The sequence below is a fragment of the Nocardia iowensis genome (assembly GCF_019222765.1).
GTDB lineage: Bacteria > Actinomycetota > Actinomycetes > Mycobacteriales > Mycobacteriaceae > Nocardia > Nocardia iowensis.
Map to the genome: position 1 here is coordinate 4,007,757 of NZ_CP078145.1, position 15,515 is coordinate 4,023,271.

The 15,515-nt window shown below is 68.4% G+C and carries 14 protein-coding genes; 8 read left to right on the forward strand and 6 right to left on the reverse strand.

Translation table 11 applies throughout. The features are described 5' to 3' along the window. The first annotated feature begins 84 nt into the window (after positions 1 to 84). The gene (gene arsM, locus KV110_RS18480) at positions 85 to 858 is read left to right on the forward strand and encodes an arsenite methyltransferase (RefSeq protein WP_218477546.1); all 774 of its coding nucleotides are present in this window, start codon (positions 85 to 87) and stop codon (positions 856 to 858) included. A gap of 49 nt (positions 859 to 907) precedes the next feature. Here arsM and KV110_RS18485 read toward each other — a convergent pair whose 3' ends face one another. Together KV110_RS18485 and KV110_RS18490 are read right to left on the reverse strand one after the other, a co-directional pair. Then, positions 908 to 1,597 carry a DUF998 domain-containing protein gene (locus KV110_RS18485; protein ID WP_218477547.1) on the reverse strand — a complete coding sequence of 230 codons (690 nt, stop codon included), beginning with the start codon at positions 1,595 to 1,597 and terminating at the stop codon, positions 908 to 910. Beyond that, complete coding sequence (locus tag KV110_RS18490; RefSeq protein ID WP_218477548.1) at positions 1,594 to 2,772, reverse strand: lipase family protein; 1,179 nt, start codon at positions 2,770 to 2,772, stop codon at positions 1,594 to 1,596. Before KV110_RS18490 ends, KV110_RS18485 begins: the two co-directional genes overlap by 4 nt. Before the next feature lie 292 nt (positions 2,773 to 3,064). Between KV110_RS18490 and KV110_RS18495 the strand changes: the two genes are divergently transcribed. Further along, positions 3,065 to 4,618, forward strand: coding sequence for a phytoene desaturase family protein (locus tag KV110_RS18495; protein WP_218477549.1), 1,554 nt, complete (start codon positions 3,065 to 3,067; stop codon positions 4,616 to 4,618). 9 nt (positions 4,619 to 4,627) lie between these two features. Here the strand turns inward: KV110_RS18495 and KV110_RS18500 are convergent, their stop codons facing one another. The 3 genes from KV110_RS18500 to KV110_RS18510 are packed head-to-tail and all read right to left on the reverse strand — an operon-like array spanning position 4,628 to position 6,499. Beyond that, the gene (locus KV110_RS18500; RefSeq protein ID WP_218477551.1) at positions 4,628 to 5,611 is read right to left on the reverse strand and encodes a zinc-binding dehydrogenase; all 984 of its coding nucleotides are present in this window, start codon (positions 5,609 to 5,611) and stop codon (positions 4,628 to 4,630) included. A gap of 16 nt (positions 5,612 to 5,627) precedes the next feature. After that, a complete protein-coding gene (locus KV110_RS18505; protein ID WP_218477553.1) occupies positions 5,628 to 6,050 on the reverse strand; it encodes an organic hydroperoxide resistance protein in 423 nt (140 codons plus the stop codon). A 2-nt stretch (positions 6,051 to 6,052) separates the two neighbouring features. Next, positions 6,053 to 6,499: a MarR family winged helix-turn-helix transcriptional regulator gene (locus tag KV110_RS18510; RefSeq protein WP_218477554.1), complete on the reverse strand. Its 447-nt coding sequence runs from the start codon at positions 6,497 to 6,499 to the stop codon at positions 6,053 to 6,055. A gap of 253 nt (positions 6,500 to 6,752) precedes the next feature. Between KV110_RS18510 and KV110_RS18515 the strand changes: the two genes are divergently transcribed. Beyond that, positions 6,753 to 7,547, forward strand: a complete 795-nt coding sequence (locus KV110_RS18515) for an SAM-dependent methyltransferase (protein WP_218477556.1) — start codon at positions 6,753 to 6,755, stop codon at positions 7,545 to 7,547. Here the strand turns inward: KV110_RS18515 and KV110_RS18520 are convergent. Beyond that, on the reverse strand, positions 7,544 to 8,326 hold the full coding sequence (locus KV110_RS18520; protein ID WP_218477558.1) for an IclR family transcriptional regulator: 783 nt from the start codon (positions 8,324 to 8,326) through the stop codon (positions 7,544 to 7,546). The two genes, KV110_RS18515 and KV110_RS18520, sit on opposite strands and share 4 nt — an antisense overlap. 87 nt (positions 8,327 to 8,413) lie before the next feature. Between KV110_RS18520 and hutH the strand changes: the two genes are divergently transcribed. From hutH to hutI, 5 genes are all read left to right on the forward strand, one after another. Then, positions 8,414 to 9,961, forward strand: a complete 1,548-nt coding sequence (hutH, locus tag KV110_RS18525; RefSeq protein WP_218477560.1) for a histidine ammonia-lyase — start codon at positions 8,414 to 8,416, stop codon at positions 9,959 to 9,961. Positions 9,962 to 10,124: 163 nt separating this feature from the next. Then, a complete protein-coding gene (hutU, locus tag KV110_RS18530; protein WP_218477561.1) occupies positions 10,125 to 11,777 on the forward strand; it encodes a urocanate hydratase in 1,653 nt (550 codons plus the stop codon). Between the two features lie 37 nt (positions 11,778 to 11,814). Then, complete coding sequence (locus KV110_RS18535; protein ID WP_218477562.1) at positions 11,815 to 13,014, forward strand: allantoate amidohydrolase; 1,200 nt, start codon at positions 11,815 to 11,817, stop codon at positions 13,012 to 13,014. A 49-nt stretch (positions 13,015 to 13,063) separates the two neighbouring features. After that, a complete protein-coding gene (locus tag KV110_RS18540; RefSeq protein ID WP_218477564.1) occupies positions 13,064 to 14,368 on the forward strand; it encodes a formimidoylglutamate deiminase in 1,305 nt (434 codons plus the stop codon). Beyond that, a complete protein-coding gene (gene hutI / locus KV110_RS18545) occupies positions 14,356 to 15,513 on the forward strand; it encodes an imidazolonepropionase (protein WP_218477566.1) in 1,158 nt (385 codons plus the stop codon). Before KV110_RS18540 ends, hutI begins: the two co-directional genes overlap by 13 nt. Positions 15,514 to 15,515: the final 2 nt, after the last annotated feature.

Consider the following 15,515-nt stretch of genomic DNA (forward strand, 5'->3'; position numbering starts at 1 on the left):
TCTCACAGGTGGAGGTTCTGTCATGTCCGATATTCACCGGTTGCTGCGGTTGAGGCCCGGATCACCACGGATCGAGGATCAGTGATGAGTACTTCGGACCGCGATGCGGTCATGGACGCTGTCCGCGCCCGATATGCCACGGCGGCAACGTCATTCGCAGAATCGACGGCCAGCGACTGCTGCGGCCCCAGCGGCTGCTGCGGTGCCGCGGTGGAGGTCGACGAGGCAGGTTTCGGTCAGCAGCTCTACCCGGCGGCGGACCGTGACCTGATCCCCGCCGACGCCGTGGCGGCCAGCCTCGGTTGCGGCAACCCGCTCGCCGTCGCCGAACTGCGCGAGGGCGAAACGGTGCTGGACCTCGGCTCCGGCGGCGGCATCGACGTGCTGCTCTCGGCGCGCCGAGTCGGCCCGTCCGGCAGGGCCTATGGCCTCGACATGACCGATGAGATGCTGGCGCTCGCCGCTGCCAATGCCGCGAAGGCAGGCGCGACGAACGTCGAATTCCTCAAGGGCACAATCGAATCCATTCCATTGCCGGACCAGACCGTGGACGTGGTGATTTCCAACTGCGTGATCAACCTGTCCGTCGACAAACCCGCGGTTTTCGCGGAAGCCTTTCGAGTCCTCACTCCCGGTGGCAGATTCGGCGTCACCGACGTGGTCGCCGAGGATCACTTGACGCAGGAGGATCGCCAGGCCCGTGGCGAGTACGTCGGCTGTATCGCCGGTGCGCTCACCATGAGCGAATATCGCGCGGGTTTGGCCGCGGCCGGTTTCACCGACATCGAGATCACCCCGACGCATGCGGTGGCGGCCGAGATGCACTCGGCCATCGTGAAAGCCGTGAAACCACGGTAGTTCCGAGTAGTCGTGGCCGCGCCATCGAGCGCGGCCACGACCCTGCGTCTCAGTCGGCTGGTCGGCGAATTCGAGGCAAGGCCATGAGAACAGCGACACCGGTGCAGATTCGCCACAGTACGAACGGGTCGATCGCCAAGCGTTCGGCGGCACCCGCACCGAGGCCGAGGTGGCCGGGGGCGAGACTGGCGATCACGCCGATGACGCTCACGACGAGTAGCGCGAGAGTTACTGCGGTGTAAGCGCGATAGGGCCGATAGAGGCGCGCGACGATGACCATGATCGCGATGCCGGACAGCAGTTCGAGGTACGCACCGGCCGGATGCAACACGGCCCGCAACTGGTCGCCGCCGGGCACCTCACCCGCACTGCCCGGGAAGGTCCCGACAAGGACGATGCCGACGCAGTTGACCGCCGCCAGAACGGGAATCGACCGTCCGAGTGGGGTTTTCGGCAGCAGCGGGGTGAGCAGCAGCGCCGCGGCGAGCACCAGAATGCCGAGCAGCACGAATTCGGTGGACATCAGCGCATGCCACGGCGAACAGATGTAGCGGGGCGTCGCCGAGCCGTATCGCCCCATGTCGCCGAAGCATTCGGGCACGCCGAGGTCGCTGATCATATTGTCGGCCCAGCTGTACGGGTGCGGTTCCGGCCAGCGGGCGGCGACGATCAATTCGGCGATGTAGTAGGAGACGGTCAGGATCAGCAGGACCGCACCGGTTTTCAGGCGGGCGTTCATCGGCGGCAGGTGGTGGCCGGGACGGGCGCACCCGCGAAGCGGTCATTGATCCACGCGGTCACCAGATCACCACGGGCCCGCCACGCTTCGTGACCGCCGGGCAGGACCGTGTCCACCAGATCGGTGCCGAGCGAGCACATGTCGGCGACGGCCTGGTTGCCCCAGGCGGTGTTGACCAGATCGTCGTTGTCGCCGCGCGAGATGAAGGTCGGTATGTCGGTGGCCACCTTGGGCAGGTTCCCGCTCGCCTCGTAGTCGGCCAGTGCCTGCCGAGCGTCGTCGTCGACGAACTGGACGGCGGCCGGTGTCGCCGATTGGCCGATGGCGAGATCCTTCAGCGTCGACTGGCCGGTGCAGAGTCCTTCCAGCCGGGGCGCCGCCGAGAGCAGTGCGCCGTGCAGCACCTTGTCGAAGGAGTAGTCCGGGTCGTTGTAGCGAACGGCGGCCACCAGATAGGGCAACAGCAGATACTGACCGATGGTCAGCGTCTTCGTTTCCGCGGCCTGCGCGAGTTCGCTGCGTAGGGCGGGCGACAGCAGCACATTGCCGATGATCTTCAAGTCGGGCGCGTAGGCCTTGGCCGTCTCGGCCGCGGACTCGGTGGCCCGGCCGCCCTGGGAGAGGCCGACGAGCACGACTTCCTCGGTCACCGGAAGGTCGAGCTGCTGCGCGGCCCGGACGGAGTCCAGCACGTCATATCCGGAGGACTCGGCGTGCAGATACGGTGCCGCGCCGGGCCCGTCGAGCCCCTGATAGTTGGTCATCACCACCGCTTTGCGGCTGTCGAGCAGGTCCGCGACCGTGGTGTCGTTGCCGTACAGCCCGGGGGAGTTCGTGGGTGCGCAATCACTGGCGACCCCGGAGGTGCCGTGCGCGTAGGCGACCAGCGGCCAGCCCCCTTCGGGAGCTTGACCTTTCGGCAGGTACACCGCACCCGATACCTCGATCGGCGATTTGTCCGGTGCGGTCGAGATGTACCGAATGTAGGTCGCCGACCCGGCCGCCGCCGAGATGGTCGGCCCACCATTGGTCAGCGGCCGCTGCGCGAGCAGCGTGCCCGGTCGTTGCGCCGCTTCGGTGGTGTCGGCGGTCTCCGAGGAGTTGCCACAGCTCGCGGCGACGAGCACCGCCGTCGCGGCCAGGGAAATCCACGTCAGTGCCCTCTTCGGTCGCACGAATACTCGCTCCTTCGACTCTGCTGCGCACCGTTCTCGAATCCCCGCACCCTCACTGCCCTGCGTCGAAACGGGCCGTGACGGTCCCAGCAAGATCAGGATGTCCTGTGATCGCCGTCTCCGCACCGCAGAGTGATCGGAATCTCAGTTTGGCAACCGATCCGTTACCGAACAGCTAAAACTACTTCAGTCCGACCGGCCGAACGGCGGTGCTGTCACCTCGGGCGGCTGTGGTGGGCACTCTTCGTCCGGCGGGGTGTCGATCGGCCGGAATCCGTGCTATCGAGGACGGATGAAGCCGACACGGTCCTCGTATGACGTGGTAATTGTCGGCGGCGGCCACAATGGGTTGGTGGCCGCCGCGTACCTGGCGCGGGCCGGGCGATCGGTGCTGGTGCTGGAGCGGCAGTCACACACCGGTGGGGCGGCGGTGTCGGCGCGGGTGTTCGCCGGGGTGGACGCGCGATTGTCGCGGTACTCGTATCTGGTGAGTTTGCTGCCGCGGCAGATCGTCGAGGAGTTGGGATTGGCCTTCGCGACGCGACGTAGGCAGATCTCGTCGTATACGCCGGTGGGCGAGAGCGGATTGCTGGTGGATACCGCTTCCGAGGCGCGCACCCGGGAGAGTTTCGTCCGGCTCACCGGCTCGGATCGGGATTTCGTTGCCTGGCAACGGTTCTACGGCATGACGGAGCGACTGGCCGAGCGGGTATTTCCCACGCTGACCCAGCCGCTGCCGACGCGGACCGAGCTGCAACGCGTCATCGATGACACCGTCGCCTGGGAGGCGCTGTTCGAGCGGCCGTTGGGGGAGATCATCGAGTCCGCCTTCGACGACGACACGGTGCGCGGCGTCGTCCTCACCGACGCGCTGATCGGCACGTTCACCCATGCTCATGATGCGACGCTGCGGCAGAACAGATGTTTCCTGTACCACGTGATCGGCGGCGGCACGGGGGACTGGGACGTACCGGTCGGCGGCATGGGCGCACTGACCGACGCACTGGCCGATGCCGCGCGCGGGGCTGGCGCGGAAATCGTCACCGACTGTACCGTGACCGAGATCGAAACCGACGGTGCGACAGCCGAAGTGCGTCATGCGGCCGGAGTGGTCGGTGCGGGCCATGTGCTGGTGAACGCCGCGCCGCACGAGCTGGCCCGGTTGCTCGGCACGCCGGAGGGGCCGAAACCCGAAGGCTCGCAACTGAAAATCAACATGCTGCTGAACCGCTTACCCCGCCTGCGCGACACCTCGGTCGACCCACGTGAGGCGTTCGCCGGGACTTTCCACATCGGCGAATCGTATGCCCAGCTGGATCAGGCATATGGCGAGGCGGCTATCGGCCGCATCCCGTCCGCGCCGCCGTCGGAGATCTACTGTCACACGCTGACCGACCCGTCGATCCTTTCGCCAGAACTGGCCGCGCGGGGCGCACACACCCTCACCCTGTTCGGATTACACACACCGGCAAAGCTTTTCGCCATGGATCCAGCCGTGGCGAAGGACGAGCTGGTGAAAGCCACCTTGGCCCAGCTGGATTCGGTGCTGGCGGAGCCGATCAGTGATTGTCTCGCCGCCGACGAAAACGGGGCGCCGTGCCTCGAAGCGAAGACCCCGCTGGACCTGGAGCGTGAGGTCGGCCTGCCCGGTGGACATATTTTCCACCAGGACTTGGCATTCCCGTACCGAACGGATGACCCCGAGATCGACCCGGCCGCGCGGTGGGGCGTCTCGACCGGTCACCGCAATGTGTTCCTTTGCGGCGCGGGCGCGGTCCGAGGCGGCGGCGTCAGCGGCATCGCAGGTCACAATGCCGCCATGGCCGTTCTCGAACCGCACCCGTAGCGCGGCGCCCTACGCCTTCGGTGCCAACGCGATCTTCGCGCTGCGGCCGGGACTTTCGGTGGCGACGGCCGCATCGGCCGCCGCTTCCAGCGGGTAGGTGGCTTCGACGTCGAGCCGCAGCACACCCTGGGCGGCCGCGGACACCAGTTCGCCGATCAGGCGCCTGCGATCCTCGGCGGAGGTCTCCTCGATGCGCTTGGAGCCCCAGAAGCCCTTGACGACAGTCTGTTTGAAGATGAGATCGCTGGGACTCAGCGCCAGCGGCCGACCGGACAGGGCGCCGAAGGAGATCAGCTGTCCCTTGGGTGCGAGCAACGCCATCGCATCGCTGGCCGCACGTCCGCCCACCTGATCGACGGCGCGCACGATCGGCGCGCCCGAGGTCGCGGCGACGGCCGCGTCGCGCCAGCCCTCGGCCTCGGTATCGAAGACGGGCTCGAAGCCCGCCGCGCGCAGTGCGTCGACCGATTTGGGCCCACGCACCAGATTGAGTACGTTGACGCCGCGCTGCCGCGCCAGCACATTGACCAGTCTGCCGACCGCGCCGTTGGCGGCATTGATCGCGATCCAGTCGCCTGCGGCCACCTCGAGATCCTCCAGCAGCATCAGCGCGCTGAGTGGCATGGCCAGCAGTTGGGCGGCGGTTTCATCGGACACCGAGTCCGGTACCGGCACCACCTGGGCAGCCTTGACGATGAAGTATTCGGCCCACACATTCTGCGCACCGGAGACCGTAACCCGTTGGCCGGCAGTCACTCCGGTCACGCCCGGCCCGGTCGCGTCGATCCGGCCGACCGCCTCGGTACCCGGAATCGCGGGCAGCGGCGGCTGGTAACCGTACACGCCGCGCACGATGGCGAGGTCGTGATTGTGGATGGGCGCGAGGATCAGTTCCACCCGCACCTCACCTTCGCCGGGCTCGGGCACCGGCCGTTCCGCGGTGGTCAGTACATCCTTGGGTTCGCCGAAACTTTCGATGACTACGGCACGCATGCTTTTGCTCCTCCGATCAGTCTTCGGCGACGACAACGTCGACGTCGATATTGCCGCGGGTGGCGTTGGAGTACGGGCACACCTGGTGCGCCTTGTCGGCGAGGGCCTGCGCGTCTTCACGGGACAGATGCGGCAGCGACACCTCGAGGGTGACCGCGAGCGCGAAGCCGCCCGCGCCGTTGGGGCCGATGCCGACCTTCGCGCCGACCGCCGAGTCGTCGATATCGGCCTTGGCCTGCTTGCCGACCAGGCGCAGCGCGGAATGGAAGCAGGCCGCGTAGCCGGCCGCGAACAGCTGTTCGGGGTTGGTGCCCTCGCCGCTGCCGCCCATTTCCTTGGGTGCGGCCAGGTCGACATCGACCTTTCCGTCGGTGGTGCGGGCATGCCCGTTGCGGCCGTCGCCGGTCGCCAATGCTTCTGCGGTGTAGACGATCTGCATGTCTATTCTCCTTCGTTCGGTGCTGTCGAGAGTGCGGTGGTGAGCCTGCGCAGGGTTTCGCGCAGTGCCAGGAATTCGTCTACCGAAAGGCCGCAGGCCGCGGCCATTTCGGCCGGGATACCGCGCGCCTCGGCGCGCAGGGCGCGCCCGCGTTCGGTGAGCTGGATTTCCACCCGACGTTCGTCGTCCGCGGCGCGTTGCCGCCGCACGAGGCCCGCCGCCTCCAGCCGCTTGAGCAGCGGTGACAGCGTGCCGGAGTCCAACGCGAGCGCGTGGCACACCTCGCCGACGCTACGCCCGTCCCGTTCCCACAGGGCGAGCATCACCAGGTACTGCGGGTAGGTCAGCCCGAGCCGTTCCAGCTTCGGCCGGTAAACCGCGGTCATCGCCCGGGACGCCGCGTACAGCGGGAAGCAGAGCTGCTCATCGAGGGTCAGATGATCGGTCATATGCAGAACTGTAGTCCGCAATTATATTGTGCACAACATACCTGTCGGTGTTGCCGGTCACAGCCCGAGCGGCACCCCGCCGGATGTACAGTGTCGGAGCCAACAGCGCTGGCGAGTAGCGATCCGTGCGTTCGGCGGAACCGTCGACTCGTGTCCTATCTGACTCTTCGGTGTTTATGTCCGAATTCACCGCCACGGGTCCCTGGGCGCTTGTACAGTCAGCCGCACGTACCACCTCTCGAGGAGCCGCATCATGGTCCGCGAAAGCGATCGGCTGATCCGCACCGATGTACCCCATTCAGCCCGAATCTGGAATTACTGGCTCGGTGGTCAGGATTATTACGAAGTCGATCGGATAGCCGGCGAGTCCGGGATTTCGGTGTACCCCGAAATCGGGACGATGGCGCGGCAAACGCGCAAGTTCTTGATCCGGACCGTGCGCTACCTGGCGGCCGAGAAGGGCATCCGCCAGTTCCTCGATGTGGGCACCGGACTGCCCACCATGCAGAACACTCACGAGGTCGCGCAGAGTGTCGCGGCCGAATCCAAGATCGTCTACGTTGACAACGATCCGCTCGTTCTCGCGCACGCTCGCGCGCTGTTGGTCAATACCACCGACGAAGGCGTCACGGCGCTCATCGAAGCCGATTTCCACGAGCCGGAGCAAATTGTTACCGAGGCTCGCAACATTCTGAACTTCAGTCAGCCGGTCGCCGTCTTGTTCATGGGCGTTCTCGGCCATGCGCGTACCTGGGACGACGTTCTCCGTATCACCGGCACGCTGAAGAAAGCCATTCCGTCCGGTAGTTATTTCGCCATGTACGAAGGCACCACCGAGGACGCCCGGTTGGTCCGATTGTCGGACTATTACGCCAGGACCGGTGCGGTGCCGTACAACGTGCGCACGGTGGACCAGATCCGCGAAGTCTTCGCCGATCTCGAACTCGTGCCGCCCGGCGTGGTGGCGGTGAACCAGTGGCACCCCGACGAATCCGACGACGCGAGCACGCCCTCCGCCGCGTGGGGTGGCGTCGGCCGCAAGGTCTAACTCGCCCGCCCGCCGATGCGCTGAGTGAGGTCGTCGGCGGTGGTGCGGACCCGGGCGGCCAGCGGCGCCCAGTCGGCCGGACAGGGGGTGGTCTCGCAGTGATGGCGCAAGGTGACGCTGATGGCCGCGATCGGGCGTTGGTTGTGATCGAAAACGGGATAGGCGACCGAGGCGAAGCCCGGAGTGACATGACCGTCCTCGCACGCCCAGCCACGTCGCCGCTCGGTGGCCAGGATGGTGCGCAGTGCGGCAAGGGAGTTGGGCCCGCGGTCGGTGCGGCGAACGAACGAGGCCGCCGACGGAAAGAGCGCGCGGATCTGCGCCGCGGGCAGATACGCGAGGATCGCGCGGCCGCACGCGGTCAGATGTGCGGGCAGCCGCACACCGACCCCGGTGACCAGGGTTTCCGGGCGGACCGGGCGTTCCTTGATGAGGTACAGCAACTCGTTGCCGTGCAGCACGCCCAGATGCGCGTTGTGCCCGACCTCCTCGACCAACTCGCGCAGTAGCGGTCCGGCCAGCCGCTCGAGCGGATCGTGGCGCAGATACGCGGAGCCGAGTTCGAACGCGGCGATGCCGAGCCCGTAGCGGCGCTCGCTGGGGATGCGGGTGACGAACCGGGCCGCCTCCAACTCGCCGAGCAGGTGATAAGTGGTGGACCGCGGTAGGTCCAACTCGCGCGCGATCGTCGAGGCGGAGATCGGCCCGGCCCGGCCCGCGAGCAGTTGTAACACCGCCAAGCCGCGGCGCAACGCCGGGACGTCGCTGCTCGTTGCCATGCCATCTCCTCGGCGAGTCTTGGATATCAGACAGAATCGGACCGACCCTCATTCTCCACTGCCCGCCGCGACGGTGGAATGGACCCCATGCCGGAAACTGCACAGCTACCCACCGTGGCACTCGATGGACCGTTGACCGGGGAAGGTGTCGTCGCTGTCGCGCGCCTCGGAGCCAAGGTCGAGCTCAGCGAAGCCACCGAGGAACGGCTGGCCCAGGCGCGGGCGCACGTCGATGCGCTGGCGGCGGGGACGGTGCCGACCTACGGCGTCTCCACCGGGTTCGGCGCGCTGGCGACCCGCCACATTCCGCAGGAGAGCCGGGTCGCATTGCAGCGCTCACTGATCCGCTCGCACGCGGCGGGGGCGGGCCGCCCGGTCGAACGAGAGGTGGTCCGCGCGCTGATGGTGCTGCGGCTGCGCACCCTGGCCACCGGGCACACCGGGATACGGCCGGAGACGGCCGCCACGCTGGCCGCGCTGATCAACGCCGACATCACCCCGGTCGTGCACGAGTACGGCTCGCTCGGCTGCTCCGGTGACCTCGCGCCACTGGCCGCGGTGGCACTGGCATTGATGGGCGAGGGCGAGGTGATCGACGCCAACGGGACCGTGACGGACGCGGCAACGGCGCTGAGCGCCAATGGCATCAAGCCGGTCACGCTGGCCGAAAAGGAAGGGCTGGCGCTGACCAACGGCACCGACGGCATGCTCGGCATGCTGGTGCTCGCGCTCGCCGATCTGCATATGCTGCTCGACGTCGCCGATATCACCGCGGCGATGAGCGTAGAGGCGCTGCTTGGCACCGATCGGGTATTCGCCGCCGACCTGCAGGCATTGCGTCCGCACCCGGGCCAGGCCCGCTCGGCGGCGCGGATTGCCGCTGCCCTGGCCGATTCGGAGATCGTGGCCAGTCATCGTGGGCCGGACTGTAATCGGGTGCAGGACGCGTACTCGCTGCGGTGTGCGCCGCAGGTGCACGGGGCGGCGCGGGACACCGTGGCGCACGCCGAGCTGGTCGCAGACCGCGAATTGGCTTCCGCCATCGACAATCCGGTGGTGCTGGCGGACGGGCGACTGGAATCCAACGGCAACTTCCATGGTGCGCCGGTCGCCTATGTGCTCGACTTCCTGGCCATCCCGGTGGCCGACGTGGCCAGCATGGCCGAGCGCCGCACCGACCGGATGCTCGATGTCGCCCGCTCGCACGGCCTTCCGGCCTTCCTGGCCGCCGACCCCGGCGTCGACTCCGGGCACATGATCGCCCAGTACACCCAGGCCGCCGTGGTGAGTGAACTGAAGCGGCTGGCCGTGCCCGCGTCGGTGGACTCGATCCCGAGCAGCGCGATGCAGGAGGACCACGTCTCGATGGGCTGGTCCGCCGCCCGCAAACTGCGCACCGCGGTGGACGGTCTGACCACCGTGCTGGCCGTCGAATACCTCACGGCCGCACGCGCACTGGACTTCCGTGCCCCCTTGCGTCCGGCCCCGGCCACCGCCGCAGCCCTTGCGCTGCTGCGCACCCAGGTCGACGGCCCGGCCCCCGACCGCCACCTCGCCCCCGAAATCGCGGCCGCCGAAGCCCTCATCCGGTCCGGCGAACTCGGCCGCGCCGTCGCGCCGCACCTCGGCGGATGAGCCAACAGCGCCGCGCGGACCGGGACAGGGCCGCTCGCTCTGCTCGCGGCGCGAGCAGGCCCAGACGCGGCGCGGTGGCCGTGCGGGCGGCAAGGAAGAGCGCTGGCTGCGCTCCCGAATTGATCGCTGTTGGTCTGAATTTCGTTGGAACGGAGGCAGTCTCATGACTCGTTTGGTGCGTGCGGCGCGGGGAACGCAGCTCACTGCCAAGAATTGGCAGACCGAGGCGGCTATGCGAATGCTGCATAACAATCTCGACCCGGAAGTGGCCGAGCGGCCGCAGGATCTCGTGGTGTACGGCGGCACCGGAAAAGCGGCACGGAACTGGGCCAGCTTCGACGCGATCACGCGGTCGCTGACAACGTTGGAGACCGACGAGACGTTGCTGGTGCAGTCGGGCAAGCCGGTCGGTGTGTTCCGTACCAACGAGTGGGCGCCGCGGGTGCTGATCGCCAACTCGAATCTCGTTGGCGACTGGGCGAATTGGCCTGAGTTCCGCAGACTGGAAGCACTCGGGCTGACCATGTACGGGCAGATGACCGCGGGCTCGTGGATCTACATCGGCACCCAGGGCATCCTGCAGGGCACCTACGAGACGTTCGCGGCGGTGGCGGACAAACGGTTCGGCGGCACGCTGGCGGGCACGCTCACCCTGACCGCGGGTCTGGGCGGGATGGGCGGCGCGCAACCGTTGGCGGTCACCATGAATGGTGGTGTCGCGCTGGTGATCGAGTGCGACCCGGCCCGCGCGCAGCGTCGGGTGCAGGAACGCTACCTGGACGAGATCGCGACCGACCTCGATGACGCGGTGATCCGTGTCTCGAACGCGCGCAGGCAGCGAAAGGCCTTGTCCGTCGGCCTGATCGGCAATGCCGCCGAGGTGCTGCCGCGACTGCTCGCGATCGGCCTCGATCCCGAGATCGTCACCGACCAGACCTCCGCGCACGACCCGCTGGCTTACCTGCCGCGCGGCGTCGCCGTCGAGGACTGGTCCGACTACGCGGCGAAGAAGCCGGACGAATTCACCGAGCGGGCCCGCGAATCGATGGCCGAGCACGTCGGGGCCATGCTCGGCTTCCTCGACAAGGGCGCCGAGGTCTTCGACTACGGGAACTCGCTGCGCGGCGAGGCCGCCCTCGGCGGCTGCACTCGGGCCTTCGACTTCCCCGGTTTCGTCCCGGCCTACATCCGCCCGCTGTTCTGCGAGGGCAAGGGGCCGTTCCGCTGGGCGGCGCTGTCCGGCGACCCCAAGGACATCGCGGCCACCGACCGCGCCATCGTGGATCTGTTCCCGGCGAACGAATCACTGCGCCGCTGGATCAGGATGGCCAGCGAACGCGTTGCCTTCCAAGGGCTTCCGGCCCGCATCTGCTGGCTCGGTTACGGTGAGCGGCACCTGGCGGGCCTTCGGTTCAACGAGATGGTGGCCAGCGGTGAACTCTCGGCGCCGGTGGTGATCGGCCGCGACCACCTCGACTCCGGCAGCGTAGCCTCCCCGTACCGGGAGACCGAGTCGATGGCCGACGGATCCGACGCAATCGCCGACTGGCCGCTGCTCAACGCGCTGCTCAACACCGCGTCCGGGGCGACCTGGGTGTCCATCCATCACGGCGGCGGCGTCGGCATGGGCCGCTCCATCCACGCCGGGCAGGTCTGCGTGGCCGACGGCACCCCGCTGGCCGCCGAGAAGATCGAACGCGTACTCACCAACGACCCCGGTACCGGCGTGATCCGGCACGTGGACGCGGGCTATGACCGCGCGAGCGCGGTGGCCGCCGAGCGCGGTGTGCGAATCCCCATGCACGAGGCGCCGTGAATCACCCACTCGGATACGGCACGACAGGAGCGACGCCATGGGCGTGAACCAGCTGATGGGCGAGATCGCCGGCGTCGGACGGGATTCCCGGCGCGGCGGGTACTCGCGGCACGTCTACGACTATGCCGACTTCGAGCTACGGGACTGGTTCATCGACCGGGCGCTGGACAGCGGCCTGGACGTGAACACCGACCGTAACGGCAATATCTGGGCTTGGTGGGGAAGTCAAGGGGCCGACGCGGTCGTCACCGGCAGCCACCTCGATTCGGTGCCCGGCGGTGGCGCGTTCGATGGGCCACTCGGCGTGGCCAGTGCGCTCGCGGCGGTGGAGATATTGCAGGGCAAGGGTTTTGCCCCGGTAAAGCCGCTCGCGCTGCTGGTGTTCGCGGAGGAGGAGGGCGGACGGTTCGGCGTGCCCTGCCTCGGCTCCCGGCTGCTCACCGGCGCTATCGACGCCGACCGGGCCCGCGGCCTGCGCGACGTCGATGGGGTCACTCTTGCCGAGGCCGCCGTGAAGGCCGGGTACGACCCGAAGCGCTTCGGTGCCGATCCCGAAGCACTCGCCCGGATCGGTTGTTTCGTGGAACTGCATGTGGAGCAGGGGCGCGGTCTGATCGAGCTGGACAGTCCGGTCGCCACCGGCAGCAGCATCATCGCGCACGGCCGATACCGATTCTCCTTCTCCGGGCAGGGAAATCACGCGGGTGCCACTCGCCTCGCCGACCGGCACGATCCGATGGTCCCGGCCGCCGCGGTGGTGGCGGCCGCGCGCCGCGCCGCCGCCGCGATGTCCGACGCGCGCGCCACCGTCGGCAGACTGGTGCCAACGCCGGGTGGCACGAATGTCATTGCCTCCACGGTGGATTTGTGGCTCGACGCCCGGGTCTCGGGCACAGGTCGTACGGCGGCACTGGTCGAGGACATCACCGAGGCGGCGCGCGCGGCCGCAGCGACGGAAGGGTGTGTGCTCACCGTCACGGAGGAGTCCTATTCGGACGACGTCGTTTTCGACGAATCACTCCGGCACCGGATGGACCAGGTGCTCGGCGGTGTGCCCGCGCTGCCCACCGGCGCCGGACACGACGCGGGCATCCTGGCCGCACACGTCCCCTCCGGCATGCTGTACGTGCGCAACCCGACCGGAATCAGCCACGCCCCCGAGGAATACGCCGAACCGGCCGACACCGAAACCGGTGCGCAGAGTCTCGCGCGCGTGCTGGAGGAGCTGGCCGGATGAGCGAGCCAACCGTGACGCGGCACATGACCGATCCGAGCGGGGCTGGGTCATGAACGTCTACTGGGCGGAATACGCGTGGCTGCCGGACGGTCTGGCCGCGGCGGTGACGATCGAGCTGGACGGTGCGACGATCCGATCGGTGACCCCGGGCACCGATCGAACGGGCACGGTGCTGCCCGGCCTGACGATCCCCGGCTTCGCCAACGCCCACTCGCATGCCTTCCACCGTGCGCTGCGCGGGCGCACACAGCACGACAAAGGCACCTTCTGGACGTGGCGGGACCGCATGTACGCCATTGCCGCTCAACTGAATCCGGACTCCTATTACCGGCTGGCGCGGGCGGTGTACGCCGAGATGGTGTTGGCGGGCTATACCAGCGTCGGCGAGTTCCACTACCTGCACCACGCTCCCGGCGGTGCACGGTATTCGGATCCGAACGCGATGAGCGCGGCACTCGCGGCCGCCGCCGAGGACGCGGGAATTCGCCTCACGCTGCTCGATACGTGTTATCTCGCAGGGGGATTCGGGGTCGAACTGGGGGAGCATCAGCTCCGGTTCAGCGACGGCAACGCGGCCGCGTGGGCGGAACGCGCCGCCGCGTTCACGCCGAAAGCAGAGCTGGTACGGACCGGTGTCGCCGCGCACTCGGTGCGCGCGGTGCCGGTAGCCGCGCTCTCGGTGGTCGCCGGTGCGGCGGACGATCGGCCGGTGCACGTCCACGTGTCCGAGCAGCCCGCCGAGAACGATGATTGTCTTGCCGCGCACGGGCTTACGCCGACGGCGTTGCTGGCGGAAACCGGTCTGCTCGGGTCGCGGACAGTCGCTGTCCACGCCACCCACCTCACCAGCGCCGACATCGGGCTGCTCGCAGACAGCGGCAGCCGCGCCTGTTTCTGCCCCACCACCGAACGCGATCTCGGCGACGGCATCGGCCCGGCCCGCGCGCTGGCGGACGCCGGAGTCGGTCTGTGCCTCGGCACCGACAGCCACGCGGTGATCGACGCCTTCGAAGAATGGCGCGCACTCGAATTGGACGAACGGCTGGCGAGCCGTGCCCGCGGCCGGTTCACCCCGGCCGAGTTGTACCGCGCCGCCACCGATCACGCGTCCATCGGCTGGCCCGAGGCCGGCCGGATCGCGCCGAACGCCGCGGCCGACCTGGTCAGTATCGACCTCGATTCGATCCGTACCGCGGGCACGGCGCCCGCTGCCGCGCTGTTCGCGGCGACCGCGAGCGACGTGCACACGGTGCTGGTTGCGGGCCGCCCCGTCGTCTCCGAGCACCGCCACCTGCGGGTGGAACATCCGGAAACCGTATTGCGAGAGGAGATCGAGGCACTGTGTCGATCCTGATCACCGGCATCGGCGAACTCACGACCAATACCGAGGAAGGCCCGCTGCGGGACGCCGCGGTGGTGCTCGACGGTCAGCATTTCGCCTGGATCGGTCCGGCGTCCGCCGCCCCCTCCGCCGACGAGCGGATCGACATCGGCGGCCGGGCCGCGCTGCCCGGCTGGGTCGACAGCCACACCCATCTCGTCTTCGCCGGTGACCGCACCGCCGAGTTCGAGGCACGGATGGCGGGGCGGCCCTATCGCGCAGGCGGCATCGCCATCACCGTCGCCGCCACGAGAGCCGCATCGGACGATGAACTGTCGGTGAACCTGGCCCGGCATATCGCGGAGGCGCGCCGGCAGGGCACCACCTGCCTGGAGACGAAGACCGGCTATGGGCTCAGTGTCGCCGACGAACTGCGCGCGGCTCGGCTCGCCGCCGCTGCCGCGGATGAAGTGACGTTCCTCGGCGCGCACCTGGTCCCGTCCGATACGGACGCCGAAGCGTACGTCGATCTGGTGTGCGGCGAGATGCTGGACGCGGTGGCACCCTATGTGCGCTGGGCCGATGTCTTCTGCGAGACAGGCGCTTTCGACGAGAAGCAGTCCGATCGGGTGCTGCGCGCCGCGCGCGCCCGCGGACTCGGCCTGCGGGTGCACGGTAATCAGCTGGGCGAAGGTCCCGGTGTGCAACTGGCGGTGCGCCACGGCGCGGCCAGCGTCGACCATTGCACCTACCTGACCGACACCGATATCGAGGCCCTCGCCGCCTCCGACACCGTAGCCACCGTGCTGCCCGCCTGCGACCTGTCCACCAGACAGTGCCTCGCACCGGCCCGCGCGCTGCTGGACGCGGGGGCGACGGTCGCCTTGGCCACCAACGCCAACCCCGGCAGTTCGTACACGACTTCGATGGCCTTCTGTGTCGCCACCGCCGTTCTGCAGATGGGACTTTCGGTGTCCGAAGCGGTGCACGCCGCGACCGCGGGCGGCGCGCGGGCGCTGCGCCGCGACGATGTCGGCGTCGTCCGCGTCGGCGCCCGGGCGGATCTACAGGTGCTGGACGCGCCGTCGGTCACCCATTTGGCCTACCGCCCCGGCGTGCCGTTGACCTTCGCGGTGTGGCGGCTCGGTCGGCCGGTTCGCGTCCCGGCGTTCGATTGACC